We start from the raw sequence: 13,900 nt of genomic DNA on the forward strand, positions 1-13,900 counted from the left end.
GAGAACATGCCCCACATTGAACTTCCGAACCTTCCTGGAATCCGCGGCCCGATGGCGTTCCGGCCCGAGACGTCGAAGCCGCTGAATGAACTGGTGGAGGTGCTGCTGCGCCATCCGAACTCGCTGACGCAGGGCGAGCGTGAGTTGATTGCGACGTATGTTTCGACGCAAAACAACTGCCACTACTGCCAGTCGATCCATGGAGCGATTGCGGCGGCCCACCTGAACGGGAATGAAGAACTGGTGCAGTGCGTCAAGAACGACTTTGAATCGGCGGAGATCACGCCGAAGTTGAAAGCCCTGTTGGTGATCGCGGGGAAGGTGCAGCAAGACGGCAAGAAGGTGACAGTGGAGGATGTGGAGCGCGCGCGATTGCAGGGCGCGACCGATATGGAGATCCACGATACCGTTCTGATCGCGGCCGCCTTCTGCATGTATAACCGCTATGTGGATGGACTGGCGACGGTGCAGCCGCAGGACCCGGAGCTCTACCGTTCACGGGGGAAGATGGTCGCGCGTGAGGGGTATGTCGCGGCGAACCTGACCAACGTTGCGCCATCGACCACAGAGCTGGTCACGAGGTAACTATGCCGCATATTGCACTTCCACCCAATGTTCCTGGAATTGGCGGAGCGTTCGCGTTTCGCCCGGAGACGGCCAGGCCGATGCGTGAGCTGGCGCATGTCCTGCTGTTTGAGCCTGGCGGCGAGGCGAGCCTGAGCTCGCGCGACCGCGAACTGATCGCGAGTTATGTGTCGTCGCGCAACAACTGCTACTTCTGTCAGACCAGCCATGGTGCGGCTGCCGCCAGCCATGCGGGAGGCAGCGCAGAGCTGGTCGCCGCTGTGTGGCAAGACCCAGAGACCGCGGAGATTTCGCCGAAGTTGAAGGCACTGTTAGCGATCGCGGGGCAGGTGCAGGGCGATGCGAAGGGCGTGAGTGAAGCGCATATAGAGGCTGCGCGGCTGCAAGGCGCGACGGACCTCGAGATCCACGATACCGTTCTGATCGCGGCCGCCTTCTGTATGTACAACCGCTATGTGGATGGCCTGGGCACATGGCAGCCGCGCGACGAGGACATGTATCGGGCGATGGGCAAGCAGCTTGCCGAGCAGGGGTACGCGCGACGTTAGCGATTTTTGCGCTGGCGGGTCTTGGCTTTGCCGGTGAGCTTCTTTTCTTTGACCTTCGCTTTGGCGCGGTCCTTCTTTGAGGCGGTCTTTGGCTTGCCGGGGGCGCCGGTGTTGGCGACGGGTTCGGTGCCGGGGAGCAGGGCGAACTGGAGGCGGCGCTGCTGGCGGTCGATGCGGTCGAGGATGACTTCGACGCGCTGGCCCAGTGAGAAGACATGGCCGGTGCGGGAACCGACGATGGTGCGGTCGGTGTCGCGGAAGGTGTAGTGGTCGCCGGTGAGCGAGGTGAGCGGGACGAGGCCTTCGATGAAGAGCTCGTTCAGCTCGACGAAGAAGCCGTACTTGGTGCAGGAGAGGATGACGGCGGGGAAGTCTTCGCCGACCTTGTCCTGCATGAACTTGATCTTCTTCCACTCGATGAGCTCGCGCTCGGCGTCGGCGGCGCGGCGCTCGGTCTGGGAGGTCTCGGCGGCGATGTCGTTGAGCTCTTCGGCGGAGATGGGTTCGGGCAGCGTTGCCTGGCTCGATGAAGCAGGTCTCTCCACGGCGCTGCGCTTCGGTCGAGATAACACATCATGGGTGGTACTGCTGTTGCCGCTTGCGGCGTGCTTGCCGCGTTTGCGGTCGAACTCGGTCTGCCAGGGCTGGGGGTCGGTGGAGAGGATGGGGACGCCGTGGGGGTTTGCGCCGCGGCGGAGCATCTCGCGGGTGAGGCGGTGGACGATGAGGTCGGGGTAGCGGCGGATGGGTGAGGTGAAGTGCGTGTAGCTGGGGCTGGCGAGGGCGAAGTGGCCTTCGTTCTGTTCGGCGTAGCGGGCCTGCTTTAAGGAGCGCAACATTAAGTAGGCGAGGATGCGCTCTTCCGCTGTGCCGCTGATGCGGCGGACGAGCTTTTGATAGAGCTGCGGGGTGACGGGGATGGATTCGGGGATCTCGTGTTGTTGAGGGGCGCGGGAGTCGCGACCGCGCGTGCTGCGCTGACGGCTGTCGCGGCGGTCGGACTTCATGGTGAGCTTGCGGACGGGCAGGTTGCCGAGGCCGAGGGAGTGGCCGAAGGTGGCGGCGGTCTCTTCGAAGTCGACGATGCGTTTGGGGTCGGGCATCTCGTGGATGCGGTAGAGGGAGGGGATGGCGAGGGCTTCGAGCCAGTGGGCGACGCACTCGTTGGCGGAGAGCATGAACTCTTCAATGAGGCGATGAGACCAGCCTCGCTCAGAGCGGATGATGGCCTGCATGTTGCCGTCGGGATCGAATTGGACGATGGGCTCGGGCAGGTCGAAGTCGATGGAGCCGCGACGAACGCGCTTGGCGTTGAGGCGGAGCGCGAGCTCGAGCATGGCATCGAAGGCGCCGATCAGCTCGGGTTGTTCGAGGGCGATGCGTTCGCGCTCGGCGAGGTCTTCGGCGGTGGGTTCGGAGGTGATTTTGGTGTGCTGGTTCCAGTGAGACGCGTTGGGGCTGGCGTTGATGCAGTGCTGGACGCTGGTGTAGGTCATGCGGCGGGCGCTGCGGATGATGCCTTCGGTGACTCGGTAGGTGATGATTTCGCCGCGTGGGTCGACCTCCATGATGCAGCTGAGGACGAGGCGGTCTTCCTTGGGGAGGAGGCTGCACATGCCGCTGGAGAGCGCGTGCGGGAGCATGGGGACGGCGCGGTCGGGGAAGTAGACGCTGTTACCGCGGACGCGGGCTTCGGTGTCTAGCGCGGAGCCGGGGCGGACGTACCAGCTAACGTCGGCGATGTGGACCTGGAGCTCGGTGTTGCCGTTGGGGAGCGGGCGGACGAGGACGGCGTCGTCGAAGTCGCGGGCGGTTTCGCCGTCGATGGTGACGATGGGGAGACCGCGGAAGTCTTCGCGTGCAGCGAGATCTTCTATAGATAGAGTCGCTACGGTTTCCTGAGAGCGGTCGCTGGCTTCGGCGAGGACGGGCGCGGGGAAGGTGTGAGGGATGTGGTGCTTGCGGATGATGATCTCGACGTCGACACCGAAGGCGTCGGGCGGGCCGAGGACTTCGAGGATGCGGCCGCGGGCGGGGCGACCGGGCGTAGGGAAGGCGGTGATCTCGACGTCGACGGCGAGGCCTTCGAGGGGGAAGTCGGGATTGGCGGGCTGCCAGTCACGCTGGGTGTGGCGGGCTTCGTCGCCGAGCATGCGGTGGGGGGTGTCGGCGGCGAGAGGGACGGCCTCGTCGCCGGGTGGGATGCTGATGGCGCCGGAGATGCGCTCGTCGAGCGGAGTGACGTAGTTGCCGGTGGGGGCTGTGGGTGCCTGATCCGAAGTGCGGCGACCGTGGGGGCGGGCGTAGTGGAAGATGCCGACGACGGTGGGATTGCGACGGGTAAGAATGCGGGCGATGCGACCACTGCGGCGGCCATCTCGGGCGGGGGGCGCTTCGTCGACGAGGACGAGGTCGCCCTGCATGGCGCCGTTGATCTCGTTTGGAGGGATAAAGATATCGCCATCGCGGCCTGCGGAGGGGGAATCGGGACGGACAAAGCCGAATCCGTCGCGATGAAGATCGAGCCTGCCACTGATGAGACGGTCGCGAGACGACTTTAAAGAGGCCTCCATGCCCTTAAAGGGTTGAAAACGGGGGGTACGTTGGTCGCTAGGGGATACATCCCTGGGTTTGGGGTCTGACCCGGGAATGGACCAGGCGTCGTCGCCTGCGCGGACGAGTTCACCACGGGCAACCATGCGTGTGAGCTGCTCGAGGAGTAAGCGCCGCTCGCGCCCGCCACCCAGGCCAAGCTCGCGGATGAGCTGCTTATAGCCGGCGCGATGACCGGCAGAACGGCTGATTCTACTGAGTAAATCGCGGTCGGAGCGTGGATAGGGGGTGTGAGCCATCTATGTATTCGCCTTTGCTTGAGGATACGCGGAGCTGAGACGAAGCGTGCAGGAGGTGCGGGAAGGATGGCTTACCGATCAATAAGTACGCCTGAAACGAAGTTACCAAAAGCTCTAGTGGTGGTTCTAAGCGGAAAGTTACCGTCATGACATAGGTAATGGTTACGGAATAGACGATCCGTATCCTCTTCTGGCATATGGACTTAGCGCGGTGCTGCCGATAGCTTGATGACAGCTAAACAACACGGCGAAAGATTCTGAACTACCCAAATTGAAGTTACCTGACAAGGAGAAATCATCATGAAGAACAATATCGTCCGCCTTTTCGTCCTGTCCCTTACTGTTGCCGGCTTCGGTGCCGCTTCGGTTGCCGCCCATGCCCGCACGACGAACAAGGCTTCGGTTGCCCCGATGGGCATCGTAGGTTCGCAGTCGCTCTGCGCCCCCAGCGATCCCTCAGCCTGCGGCATGCAGTAAGAAAAATGGCGGTCTGGGGTGAGACCGAACCATAAAAATATCTTTGTGCTCTGTTGATTCTCCGGGTTCAGCCTCTTATGATCGAGGCTGAACCTTCCCTGGGGGGATTCGTGATGAGCACGATAGCGCTTCTGAAATACGCAGACTTTGTCGTGATAATCGTGACCGTTTGCGCTTTGGTCGTGATGTGGCGTAAATCGCTGGTCACCAGGTTCAAGGCGCTGGCACTCTACTTAGTTTCCATCGTCGTCATCGAATCGATTCAGATTCCTCTCCTCTTCTTTCGCAGATCAATGGGAATTGACCTGCACGTTGCGTACAAGGTGTTTTTCTATAGCAACGAAGTTCTTGCTGTGATCCAGGCTGTGTTGATGGTTGCGATCATCTACAGCATCTTTCAGAATGCCATGAGGCCGTTGAAGGGCTTGCAGCGCATGGGAACCCTGGTGTTCAAGTGGGTTGCGGCGGTATCGGCTCTTCTTGCAGGTGTGCTGGCCCTGGGGCCGCATGTGTTCTCGACGGGCTTTGCTTTGACGATTGCCGTCACCACCGTGATTGAACGTGCGCAGGAAGGGATCAATGTGCTGACCCTCTGCCTGCTGCTGTTTGTGTGTCTCGCGATCAAGCCGCTGGGATTGACGTTCCGTAGCCATGTGTTCGGTGTTGCGCTCGGACTGGGGATTATCTCGACGACAGAACTGGTGCAGGCGGCGTGGTTCTGGACGAGTGGAGCCCATTCGGTCTACTCGCCGATCTACCTGTTTGGCACGATCGGCTACATTGTGGCGATGGGTACGTGGGGTGTGTACCTGGTGATTCCAGAGCCGGAGCGGAGGATGATTCTGCTGCCGACGACGTCGCCGTTCTTTCACTGGAACCGCATCTCGGAGGCGCTGGGTGATGCTCCCGGCCATGTGGCGATCGGTTTCAAGCCGAGCATGATCTCGCCGACTGAGGTGAAGGTGATGACGGCCATGAGCAGAGCTGCGCGGGAGCGCGAGGCTGCTTCGGTAGCAGCGGAGTCCAAGGCACAGGCTGAGATGGATTCGATCGCAGTTTCGTAAGGTCAAACACTAAGTTAGTACTTCAGAGCGAGCAGGGCGAATGATCGCCCTGCTCGTTGTAGTTTGAGGTGGGTTGTGTTCGAGAGGGTGAGGAACAGGATGCTGCGATGGAGCCGGTAACGCATGTGCTGACAGGAGCCTGTCTTGCGCGGGCCGGTTTCAATCGGCGGGCGGCGTATGCGACGCTGACGATGGCGATTGCGGCGGAGATGCCGGACATCGATACGCTGTGGAGCCTGCGTGGGCCGGTGGAAGGGTTTGCGCACCATCGGGGGATTACGCATACGTTTGTGGGGCTGCCGTTTGAGGCGGCGGCGCTGGTGGGTGCGGTGTACCTGCTGCATCGGTGGCGCGTGGCGCGGGCGAAACGAGTGCGGATCGGGCAGAAGTTTTCGGCGAAGCCGCTGACGAAGGCCCCGGTGCGGTGGTGGGCGTTGTATGGGTGCGCACTGGTGGCGCTGTTGAGCCATCTGCTGCTGGACTATACGAACAACTATGGGCTGCGGCCGTTTTATCCGTTCAATACGCACTGGTATGCGGCGTCGATTGTGTTCATCTTCGATCCGGTGATGTTTGGTCTGCTGCTGGTGGCGCTGGCTGTGCCGTCGCTGTTTGGGCTGGTGAGCGCGGAGGTCGGGGCGAAACGCCCGGTGTTCCGCGGGCGCGGATGGGCGATCGCGGCGCTGCTGTGCGTGCTGGGATGGTGGACGCTGCGGTATATGGAACGGCAGCGGGCGGTGGAGATCGCGATGTTGCAGAGCTATGAGCAGCAACAGGCGCCGGTCGCTATGCCGGTGCCGAGTCCGAGCGCTCCTGCGCCAGAGAGTTCGCCGGATGCTTCGGGTAGAGAGGCGGGGACGCAGACGGCGGCGGATGGGGCTATGGGCGAAAGAACGGCGGCTGTGGTGTCCGTGCCGCCGGCACAGCAACAGAGCGAATTGGTGCAGCCGCCGCCGGTGCTGTTGACGGTGCAGCGGGTTGAGGCGAGCCCGGAGCCGGTGAACCCGTTTCACTGGGCGGTCGTGATGGACTTTGGGCCGCTGTATCAGCTGGCGACGATCGAGGCGCGGTCCGGGACCGTGCTGATGAGCGAGGTGACGTATCCGAAGCCACCGAGCGATGCGGCGATTCGGGCGGCAGAGGCTAGTGCGTTGGGGCGCGCGTATCTGGACTGGTCGGCGATGCCGGTGATTACCGAAGATGAGCCGACGGTGGGTGGTGCGGCGTCTTCGACCAGGAAGGTGACGTTTCGCGATCCGCGGTTTATGGGCAGCGTGTCCTGGCTGGAGCGGTCTGGCAGGACGCCGTTGACCGCTGAGGTGAAGGTGAATGCCGCGGGGCGCGTGGTGGAGGAGACGATGGACGGTCGCGTGGAGACGCGGCGGCCAATCCTGATGCCGGATGTGAGCCGCTTTCGTTGGAGCGACTTCGGCTTGAGCCGGAAGTAAGCTTTCATTAGATAGTGGCTGCTTCCGCGGATGAGATGAGCGCGCAGATTGACGGTTCTTCCGGAGTGTATCCGTGGCGTGTTCCGTTACAATCTAGGCAGGCGTTATGTTGCGCCGATTTTTCCTGTACAGCAAAGGCCCAACGATCATGCTAGCCTTCCTCGTTCTCTTTCTCGCAGCCCTGAGCCGCCTGATCCCGCACGTGAACCACGCGGTTGCGTTCAACTTCACGGCGGTAGGCGCGGGGTTGCTGTTCTTCGGGTCGCGGCGTCCACGATGGCAGACGGTGGTGGCGGTCGCGGTGATGGCGCTGATGGATGTGTACCTGACGACGCAGGTGTACTCCTATCCGTTCCATGTGCGGGCGTACCTGGTGACGTGGGTCTGGTATGCGGCGGTGTGTTTGACGGGCAGTGCGCTGCTGCGGAAGGTAACGGCGCTGCGTGTGGTGGCCGGTGTGCTGGCTTCGGCAACGAGCTTCTTTGTGTTGAGCAATTTTGTGGTGTGGGCTGGCAGCGGGATGTATCCGCACAGCATGGCTGGACTGGCGAGCTGCTATGCGTCGGCAGTGCCGTTCTATGTGAATGATCTGATCTCGACTGCGATGGTGTCGGCGGTGCTGTTTGGGCTGCCCGCGCTGGCGGTGAAGATGCGCGAAGAGCAGAGCGTTGCGGGCAGAGTGTAGGGATCAGGAAGTAGGAGATAGGAAGTAGGAAATAGAGGCTGCCAGGTGGCGGCCTCTATTTGTTTGCGGTCGGATATGCTGGAGCGATGAGTTTGAGTTCGCTGACAGGTAGACATGCGGTGGTGGTGACGGTGAGCGATCGCTGCTTTCGGGGTGAGCAGGTGGACCTCTCCGGGCCGGCGCTGGTGGCGGTGTTGCAGGATGCTGGCGCGGATGCGGTGGACCTGCTGGTGGTGCCGGATGAGCAGGCCGAGATCGAGGCTCTGCTGCGATCGCTGGCCGGGTGGGCGGAACTGATTGTGACAACCGGTGGAACGGGAATTGCGGCGCGGGATGTGACTCCTGAGGCGACGCTGGCGGTTTGTGAGCGGATGGTGCCGGGGCTGGCTGAGGTGATGCGTCAGGATGGGATGAAGTACACTCCGTTTGCGGCGTTGAGCCGGGGCGTTTGCGGCGTATGTGCCGGTGCGCTGGTGGTGAATGTGCCGGGGAGCCCGGCGGGTGCGAAGAGCTCGTTGCTGGCGGTGCTGCCGCTGCTGGGACATGCGCTGGATCTGCTGGCGGGCAAGACCGAGCACACGGGCTAAGTGGTGTATGTCCATCTGGGTGTAACGTTCGTGCGGGCGGCTGCGCGGTAAGATAAAGGGACACGTGAAACTCGGACCGATCGCTCTACTGCACAAGTTTTCGACTGTCATCTTTGCCGTGCTGAAGCCGCTGGGGCTTTGGGGCGTGGGCGGGCTGGCGCTGCTGGATTCGGCGCTGATCCCGATACCGGGCTCGATGGACAGCGTGATTGTGGGCTATGTTCATGCAGAGCCGCACAAGTTTTTTCTGTACTGCCTGATGGCGGCGGGGGCTTCGACGGTGGGGTCGCTGGTGCCGTTTTATGTCGGGCGCGCGGGCGGAGAGCTGTTTCTGCTGAAGCGCGTAGACCGTGAGCGCTATGAACGGATGCGCGACCGGTTCGAGAGGCAGGAGTTCTTCGCGATCCTGATCCCGTCGCTGGGGCCGCCGCCGACGCCGTTGAAGGTGTTCCAGTTTGCGGCTGGGGTGTTCGAGATGCGGCCGGGGCCGTTTCTGCTGGCGACGTTTACGGGCAAGATGATGCAATACCTGGTGTTCTCGCTGCTGACGATCTGGTTCGGGCCGACACTGATTCATCAGATACGAGAGATGATGAGGGACCACCACAGTGTGGTGCTGGGCGTTTCGGTGGCGGCGGTGGCGTGGCTGGCGTTCTACATCGTGCGGAAGGTGTTCGACCGGCGCAAGGGCGAGACGCTTCCGGGCGAGTAGGCGCGGGGAGGCAAAACGGCTCCGGGATGAGAGAATAGAGGGAGCCCGCGTGGCCGCACCCTGACGGTGTACTCCGGTTTTAGCCGGATTCGTTGTGAAGGGTCCGAATGTACAAGTTTTCCCACGGCGCGTGCCGGTTTCCTACTTCGGACGCGCAACATTCTGTGGGGGAAAACCGTCAGAGACCTAAGTAACCGAATGCCAACGAGCACCCAACAACGAGATCCAGAACGTATCGAAACTGAGACCGAGCTGCCGATCCAGGCGGTCGAGACGCCGTTTGTCGCAAGCGCGACGGATGAACAGCTGCATGTGGTGCCACCTTCGCCGCAACCGGCAGGGCAGGTGCGGATACGGACAAGGCGCGGCGAGCTGGACGAGCATGAGCTGATGCGCATGCTCGACTCGATCGAGGACGAACTGGCGCGGCGGCGGTTTCGTGAGTCGCTGTATATCTCGTTCTTTATCTGCGTGGCGATGGCGTTGGTAGTGCTGTATGGGCCACGGTATCTGTGGCATGCGCCGCAGCTGGTGAACCCGGCAGACGTGCTGAAGAACCGTGAGATGATCGCGCTGAATGCGCCGGTGCTGCCGCATCCGGCGCCGCATATTGCGCCGAAGATGGACACGAAGACGCTGGAGCACCTGCGTGAGGAACGGCCTACGCCACCGGCTCCGACGCCCCGGCCTGCTGAGCCCACACCACCGCAGCCTGCCGCAGCAACACCACCTGCTCCTGCGCCGACAGCGACACCTGCTGCACCGTTGCCCTCGGCCCCGAAGCCTGCGCCTGCACTGGCGGAGGCTCCTGCGCCGCAGCCGACGACGAGCCGGCCGACGTTTGGGACCCCAAGCACGAGCGACGCGATGAAGGACCTGCTGCACAGCTCGCGCGGCGGCTCGACAGGGACGCGCGACATGGTGCGGACAGGTAAGGGCGCGTTTGCCGGAGGCGGCGTGACGGTTCTCTCGGATACGCAGGGCGTGGACTTCTCGGACTACCTGCGGCGGTTGCAGATGGATGTGTACCGGAACTGGATTCCGCTGCTGCCGGAGGAGACCGAACCGCCGCTGATGAAGCAGGGCGAGACATACATCCGGTTTACGATCCTGCCGGATGGCAAGATCGGGAACATGGTGCTGGAAGGGTCGTCGCATGATGTGGCGATCGACAAGGCAGCGTGGGGCTCGATCATCAGCGAGGGGCAGTTTCCGCCGCTGCCGAAGCAGTTCCATGGACCGAACCTGGAGCTGCGGTTCCACTACATGGTGAACAAGAACCTGCCGCAGTAAGACGAACGACATGGATTCGCAGACTGAGCCGCGCGCTGGTGCACCGCAGGCCCCACCGGCTACGCGGGCGCTGGAGCGTGCGCGGGTGGAGCAGGCGGCGTATCGTGCGGAGCGGGCCAGGCTGGAGCGGCGGAGTATGGTGCGCGGGCTGGTATTGCTGGCGCTGCTGGTGCTGGTGGTGAGTATGCTGCGGGCTGGCGTGCACAATGTGTTTCTGCCGGGTTGGTGGAGGCACTGGTGAGCGAGTCTGCATTGGGTGAATCTCCTTTGATTGTTGTGGCTGGGCCGACGGCGAGCGGGAAGACAGCGCTGGCCATGTGGCTGGCCGAAGCCTTACGGCGCGGAGGTAAAGGCGGCGGCGAGATTGTGAGCTGCGACTCGGTGGCGGTGTACCGGGGGATGGATATCGGGTCGGCTAAGCCGACGGCGGAGGAGCGGGCGCGGGTGCAGCACCACTGCCTGGACCTGTACTGGCCGAATGAGGAGTGCACGGCTGGGGACTATGCTCGGCATGCACGGGCGGCGATTGCGGGCATCCGCGAACGGGGCAAGGTGCCGATTGTGGCTGGCGGAACCGGGTTGTATCTGCGGGCGCTGCTGCAGGGGCTGGCACCGGCTCCGCAGCGGGATGAGGCGCTGCGGGAGCGGCTGCGGTTGCGGGTGGAGCAGCGCGGGGCTGCGTGGCTGCACAGGATGCTGCAGCGGCTGGATGCGAGGGCAGCGGCGGCGATCCATGAGAACGATGTGCCGAAGGTGATCCGGAGTATTGAGGTGACGCTCGCGGGGCGGGCTCCGCAGACCGTGCAGTGGGAGGCGGGGCGTGAGCCGTTGACTGGATACAAGGTGACGCAGTTCGTGCTGGGGCCTCCGCGGGAGGCGCTTTATGAGCGGATCAATGCCCGGGCGGCGGCGATGTTCGATCGCGGGCTGGTGGAGGAGACTCGTGGGTTGCGGGACCGGTTTGGGGGTGGGTGCCGGGCACTGGGGGCGTTGGGGTATGCGCAGGCGATGAGCGTGCTGCGGGGAGAGATGCCGGTTGCGGAGGCTGTGGCGGCGGCGCAGCAGGGGCACAGGAACTATGCCAAGCGGCAGTTGACGTGGTTTCGGCGGGAGCCGGAGATGATCTGGCTGAATGGGTTTGGGGATGAGGCTGCGGTGCGAGAGAGTGTTGAGGGGGCTCTGATACCCCCACCCCTCCCCCCGGATACTTTTTGATCGAAAATATTGATTTGGCGGGGCTTGGGGGTGGACTTGTGGAGGTCTGATCCCCGGTGACCGGCCATGTGATTTGTGCTTGATCTCTACTTCTATTTTAGTGGGTTGAGGGGGATGATTTGTTAGGTTTTTTCGGCGTGGAAGTGGTTTCGTTTGTTGTGGTTGGATCTGGAAAGCCGCGGCGTGGGCTTGACAGCGAAGAGGCATACCTGAGGGCTAAAGCCCTGCTTTCATTCCGGGCTATGAGACCCGAGGCTGAAGCCTCGGGGTACCTGATCGTCGCCTGGTCAAGAGAGTGCGCGGCCGAAAATGGGTGAAAGTTGGGCGGGGCTTTGAGCCTCGGGGTTCCTTGACTCCGCTGCGCTTCGCTCAGAATGACGGCAGTTTTCATGCGCTCTGCTTGCCTCAGAATGACGGGCTTGGTGGGTAAGAATGAGAAGAGGAGTTTCGTATGGATGGGGTGAGGCTGGATAAGTGGCTTTGGGCGGCGCGGTTCTTTAAGACCCGGGCGTTGGCGGCGAAGGCCTGTGAGTTGGGGCGGGTGATATCGGGAGAGGTGGTGGCGAAGGCAGCGCGGGAGGTTCGCGTGGGGGACATGCTGCGGGTGAAGACCGAGGCGGCGACGTTTGGGGTGGAGGTGCTGGCGTTGAGCGAGGTGCGTGGGCCGGCGGCGGTGGCTCAGGGGTTGTATCGCGAGACGGAGGAGAGCAAGGCTGCGCGGGAGAAAGAGGCGGCGGAGAAGAAGGCTATGTTTGCTTGGGATGTGCCGGTGACGGAGGGGCGGCCGTCGAAGAAAGACCGGCGGTTGATTCATCGGTTCAAGGGACGGTAGGTACGCTCGCGCCTTCGGCGCTTGCTGCGGCAAAAGCGTTCACGCGAAGTGCGCAAAGGAGAAGCCCGCAAAGGTCGCGAAGGAAAACAAACAACGGCAAATACAGACGCAGATTCCCTTCGGGAATGACAAACCTGAAGAGATGAGGGCAGACGCAGATTCCCTCTGGGAATGACAAAACCAGAGAGACTATTGTTTAGGAGTTACAGGCGCGTTGGAGGCTGGAGGGGTTGCGGTGGTGGTGTCGTCGACCCAGTAGCTGCTGCGGGCTTCGATGGTGAGGTGGTCGTAGTTGGGGAGAGTGAGAGAGACGGCGTGGAGGCCAGGGTGGGGGTTCTGCGGGTGGAAGCTGAGGACGTAGCGGTTGGGGATGTGGTTGGCGATGGTGAAGAGGTCGCGGTCGAGGGTTTTGACGTCCTTGAATTTGAAGCTCTCGCCGCCGGTGAGCTTGGCGACGGACTCGGAGATGTTTTTGCGGAGCAGGTTGCGGGCGGCGATCTCGGCCATGCGGGCGAGGACGAGCGGTGGGGCTAGCTCGGCGGCGCAGTCGAAGTACTGGGTGCCTTTGGACTCTTCGGCAGGACCGACGCTGCCGTCGGTTTTGACGACCTTGTCGGTCTTGGGGTCGTGGGAGAAGCAGCCGTGGTCGGGGCCGGGCTCGTCGGAGGAGAGCTTGGAGGCGGCGCCGGCTTCTTCGACGCGGTTGGAGGAGAAGGCGACGGAGTAGATGGCGGTGTTGGTGTCGGAGATGGCGCGGAGGGCCTGGCCGAGGGTGGTGTGGCTGCCGTTGTCCTTGGTTTCGGAGAGGAGAAGAATCGCCCGGCGGTAGGTGGTAGGGACGGGGCGCAGGAGATTGACGGAGAAGTTGACGGCGTCGAGGACGGCTCCGCCGGAGTCGCCGGGGTCCTGCGAGGCGAGAGTCTGGGAGATGCTGTCGAGGTGTGAGCTCCAGCGATGGACGAGCGTGGGGGTGGAGTCGAAGGCGACGATGGAGACCTTGTGGGGGATGCCGCCGAGCATGTTGTCGAGCATGGGGCCGAGGCCGTCGTAGTCGTGGAGATGATTGCGGCCTGCACCGCCGACCTCGACGCAGATGACCATGGCGAGCGGCTGGCCGCCGTTGTCCTCTTCGAGGCGGAGAGGCTGCGGGATGCCGTCGTCGGTGAGGCGAAAGTCGGAGGCTTTGAGGGTGTAGATGAGCTTGCCGGACTTGTCCTTGACGAGCGCGGGGACGAGCACGAGAGTGCTGCGCGCGGTGATGGAGTAGCCCTGGTCGGTGGGGGTGAGGTCGGGTTGCTGTGCGGGCTCCGCTGCGGTGCTGGGGGGTGCGGGTGTCTGCGCGGGCTGCTGAGCCTGCATGAGGGTCGCGGCGGAGAGGAGCGTGATGGTGGCGCGGAGCTTCATCGGTTGTCTCAAGTTTAGCGGGATGTGCGGACCAGAGGCGAAAGCAAACCCCGGGGCTGAAGCCCCTTTTCAGGGACGGTTATGAGACCCGAGGCTAAAGCCTCGGGGTACCTGATTGGTGGCGGGGCAAAGAGAGAGAACGTTGTGAGACCCGAGGTTGAAGCCCTGGGGTACCTGATTGGCGGCGAGGGTGATGAG

14 protein-coding genes are annotated in these 13,900 nt (G+C 62.9%); 12 read left to right on the forward strand and 2 right to left on the reverse strand.

Annotation, left to right across the window (positions count from 1 at the left end; all coding sequences use genetic code 11):
* The first annotated feature begins 6 nt into the window (after window positions 1-6).
* Together GOB94_RS12210 and GOB94_RS12215 are read left to right on the forward strand one after the other, a co-directional pair.
* Window positions 7-585, forward strand: a complete 579-nt coding sequence (locus GOB94_RS12210) for a peroxidase-related enzyme (protein WP_182276176.1) — start codon at window positions 7-9, stop codon at window positions 583-585.
* Between the two features lie 2 nt (window positions 586-587).
* Window positions 588-1,133, forward strand: coding sequence for a peroxidase-related enzyme (locus GOB94_RS12215; protein ID WP_182276177.1), 546 nt, complete (start codon window positions 588-590; stop codon window positions 1,131-1,133).
* On the opposite strand, the gene GOB94_RS12220 is transcribed toward GOB94_RS12215, so the two are convergent.
* Window positions 1,130-3,985, reverse strand: a complete 2,856-nt coding sequence (locus GOB94_RS12220) for an RNB domain-containing ribonuclease (protein WP_182276178.1) — start codon at window positions 3,983-3,985, stop codon at window positions 1,130-1,132. The two genes, GOB94_RS12215 and GOB94_RS12220, sit on opposite strands and share 4 nt — an antisense overlap.
* A 300-nt stretch (window positions 3,986-4,285) precedes the next feature.
* Between GOB94_RS12220 and GOB94_RS12225 the strand changes: the two genes are divergently transcribed.
* From GOB94_RS12225 to GOB94_RS12270, 10 genes are all read left to right on the forward strand, one after another.
* Window positions 4,286-4,462 (forward strand): hypothetical protein, encoded by a 177-nt coding sequence (locus GOB94_RS12225; RefSeq protein ID WP_182276179.1) that lies wholly within the window; start codon window positions 4,286-4,288, stop codon window positions 4,460-4,462.
* Between the two features lie 185 nt (window positions 4,463-4,647).
* Window positions 4,648-5,526, forward strand: a complete 879-nt coding sequence (locus tag GOB94_RS12230; RefSeq protein ID WP_182276180.1) for a hypothetical protein — start codon at window positions 4,648-4,650, stop codon at window positions 5,524-5,526.
* 107 nt (window positions 5,527-5,633) lie between these two features.
* Window positions 5,634-6,974, forward strand: coding sequence for a metal-dependent hydrolase (locus tag GOB94_RS12235; RefSeq protein WP_182276181.1), 1,341 nt, complete (start codon window positions 5,634-5,636; stop codon window positions 6,972-6,974).
* Between the two features lie 106 nt (window positions 6,975-7,080).
* Window positions 7,081-7,659, forward strand: coding sequence for a DUF6580 family putative transport protein (locus tag GOB94_RS12240; RefSeq protein ID WP_255483913.1), 579 nt, complete (start codon window positions 7,081-7,083; stop codon window positions 7,657-7,659).
* Window positions 7,660-7,745: 86 nt separating this feature from the next.
* Entirely contained in the window at window positions 7,746-8,246 is a 501-nt protein-coding gene (locus tag GOB94_RS12245; RefSeq protein ID WP_182276182.1) for a MogA/MoaB family molybdenum cofactor biosynthesis protein, read from the forward strand.
* A 64-nt stretch (window positions 8,247-8,310) separates the two neighbouring features.
* Window positions 8,311-8,958: a VTT domain-containing protein gene (locus tag GOB94_RS12250; protein WP_182276183.1), complete on the forward strand. Its 648-nt coding sequence runs from the start codon at window positions 8,311-8,313 to the stop codon at window positions 8,956-8,958.
* Between the two features lie 198 nt (window positions 8,959-9,156).
* Window positions 9,157-10,251 carry a TonB C-terminal domain-containing protein gene (locus GOB94_RS17010; protein WP_182276184.1) on the forward strand — a complete coding sequence of 365 codons (1,095 nt, stop codon included), beginning with the start codon at window positions 9,157-9,159 and terminating at the stop codon, window positions 10,249-10,251.
* A gap of 10 nt (window positions 10,252-10,261) precedes the next feature.
* Window positions 10,262-10,492 carry a hypothetical protein gene (locus GOB94_RS12260; protein ID WP_182276185.1) on the forward strand — a complete coding sequence of 77 codons (231 nt, stop codon included), beginning with the start codon at window positions 10,262-10,264 and terminating at the stop codon, window positions 10,490-10,492.
* A gap of 11 nt (window positions 10,493-10,503) precedes the next feature.
* Window positions 10,504-11,466: a tRNA (adenosine(37)-N6)-dimethylallyltransferase MiaA gene (gene miaA, locus GOB94_RS12265; RefSeq protein WP_182278608.1), complete on the forward strand. Its 963-nt coding sequence runs from the start codon at window positions 10,504-10,506 to the stop codon at window positions 11,464-11,466.
* A gap of 451 nt (window positions 11,467-11,917) precedes the next feature.
* A complete protein-coding gene (locus tag GOB94_RS12270) occupies window positions 11,918-12,298 on the forward strand; it encodes an RNA-binding S4 domain-containing protein (protein WP_182276186.1) in 381 nt (126 codons plus the stop codon).
* 189 nt (window positions 12,299-12,487) lie between these two features.
* Here the strand turns inward: GOB94_RS12270 and GOB94_RS12275 are convergent, their stop codons facing one another.
* Complete coding sequence (locus tag GOB94_RS12275; protein WP_182276187.1) at window positions 12,488-13,702, reverse strand: VWA domain-containing protein; 1,215 nt, start codon at window positions 13,700-13,702, stop codon at window positions 12,488-12,490.
* Window positions 13,703-13,900: the final 198 nt, after the last annotated feature.

It is taken from the genome of Granulicella sp. 5B5 (genome assembly GCF_014083945.1).
In the GTDB taxonomy this organism is placed as follows: Bacteria; Acidobacteriota; Terriglobia; order Terriglobales; family Acidobacteriaceae; genus Granulicella.

Bases quoted from the DNA above. Each gene is read 5' to 3' on its own strand.
- GOB94_RS12210 (WP_182276176.1), top strand. From the start codon at position 7: ATGCCCCACATTGAACTTCCGAACCTTCCTGGAATCCGCGGCCCGATG.
- GOB94_RS12215 (WP_182276177.1), top strand. From the start codon at position 588: ATGCCGCATATTGCACTTCCACCCAATGTTCCTGGAATTGGCGGAGCG.
- GOB94_RS12220 (WP_182276178.1), bottom strand. From the start codon at position 3,985: ATGGCTCACACCCCCTATCCACGCTCCGACCGCGATTTACTCAGTAGA.
- GOB94_RS12225 (WP_182276179.1), top strand. From the start codon at position 4,286: ATGAAGAACAATATCGTCCGCCTTTTCGTCCTGTCCCTTACTGTTGCC.
- GOB94_RS12230 (WP_182276180.1), top strand. From the start codon at position 4,648: ATGTGGCGTAAATCGCTGGTCACCAGGTTCAAGGCGCTGGCACTCTAC.
- GOB94_RS12235 (WP_182276181.1), top strand. From the start codon at position 5,634: ATGGAGCCGGTAACGCATGTGCTGACAGGAGCCTGTCTTGCGCGGGCC.
- GOB94_RS12240 (WP_255483913.1), top strand. From the start codon at position 7,081: ATGTTGCGCCGATTTTTCCTGTACAGCAAAGGCCCAACGATCATGCTA.
- GOB94_RS12245 (WP_182276182.1), top strand. From the start codon at position 7,746: ATGAGTTTGAGTTCGCTGACAGGTAGACATGCGGTGGTGGTGACGGTG.
- GOB94_RS17010 (WP_182276184.1), top strand. From the start codon at position 9,157: ATGCCAACGAGCACCCAACAACGAGATCCAGAACGTATCGAAACTGAG.
- GOB94_RS12260 (WP_182276185.1), top strand. From the start codon at position 10,262: ATGGATTCGCAGACTGAGCCGCGCGCTGGTGCACCGCAGGCCCCACCG.
- GOB94_RS12270 (WP_182276186.1), top strand. From the start codon at position 11,918: ATGGATGGGGTGAGGCTGGATAAGTGGCTTTGGGCGGCGCGGTTCTTT.
- GOB94_RS12275 (WP_182276187.1), bottom strand. From the start codon at position 13,702: ATGAAGCTCCGCGCCACCATCACGCTCCTCTCCGCCGCGACCCTCATG.